The organism is Arthrobacter sp. R4, from assembly GCF_051365025.1.
Taxonomy (GTDB): Bacteria; Actinomycetota; Actinomycetes; order Actinomycetales; family Micrococcaceae; genus Arthrobacter.
The window spans coordinates 1-642 of record NZ_JBLWIJ010000067.1; the positions used below are offsets into that span (position 1 = coordinate 1).

The 642-nt window shown below is 54.4% G+C and carries 1 rRNA gene; it reads right to left on the reverse strand.

Features of this window, described 5'->3' with window-relative positions:
• Positions 1 to 437, reverse strand: a 23S ribosomal RNA gene (locus ACLKOZ_RS22465); the annotation flags it as partial.
• Positions 438 to 642 lie beyond the last annotated feature (205 nt).

Here is a 642-nt window from a genome sequence, read left to right on the forward strand (position 1 = left end):
AAACATTTCGGTTACGGGGCTCACACCCTCTACGGCCGGCCTTTCAAGACCGTTCACCTATGCCAGCACATCACACCCCACTGTCCCGGCAGAGACAGTACGGAAAGTCCCACAACCCCGACCATGCAACGCCCGCCGGCTATCACACATGGAACGGTTTAGCCTGATCCGCGTTCGCTCGCCACTACTGACGGAATCACTATTGTTTTCTCTTCCTGCGGGTACTGAGATGTTTCACTTCCCCGCGTTCCCTCCACGCACCCTATGTGTTCAGATGCGGGTCACCAGGCAACTCGCGCCCCTGGCGGGGTTTCCCCATTCGGACACCCTGGGATCACAGTCCGGTTATCGACTCCCCCAGGCTTATCGCAGATTCCTACGTCCTTCTTCGGCTCCTAATGCCAAGGCATCCACCGTGTGCTCTTAAAAACTTGACCACAAAAGATCAAGGAGTAATTCACGAGAGAACCATGAAAACCACCCAGGCACCACCACCACAACCCACAAAGGCCACAGCACCAGCACCCGGACAGATCCAGGTTCATATTCTTGGAAATTGCTTCTTATAAAAGATGCTCGCGTCCACTATGTAGTTCTCAAACAACAACCCCGTACCACACACCCCACACACAACCCCCAAAA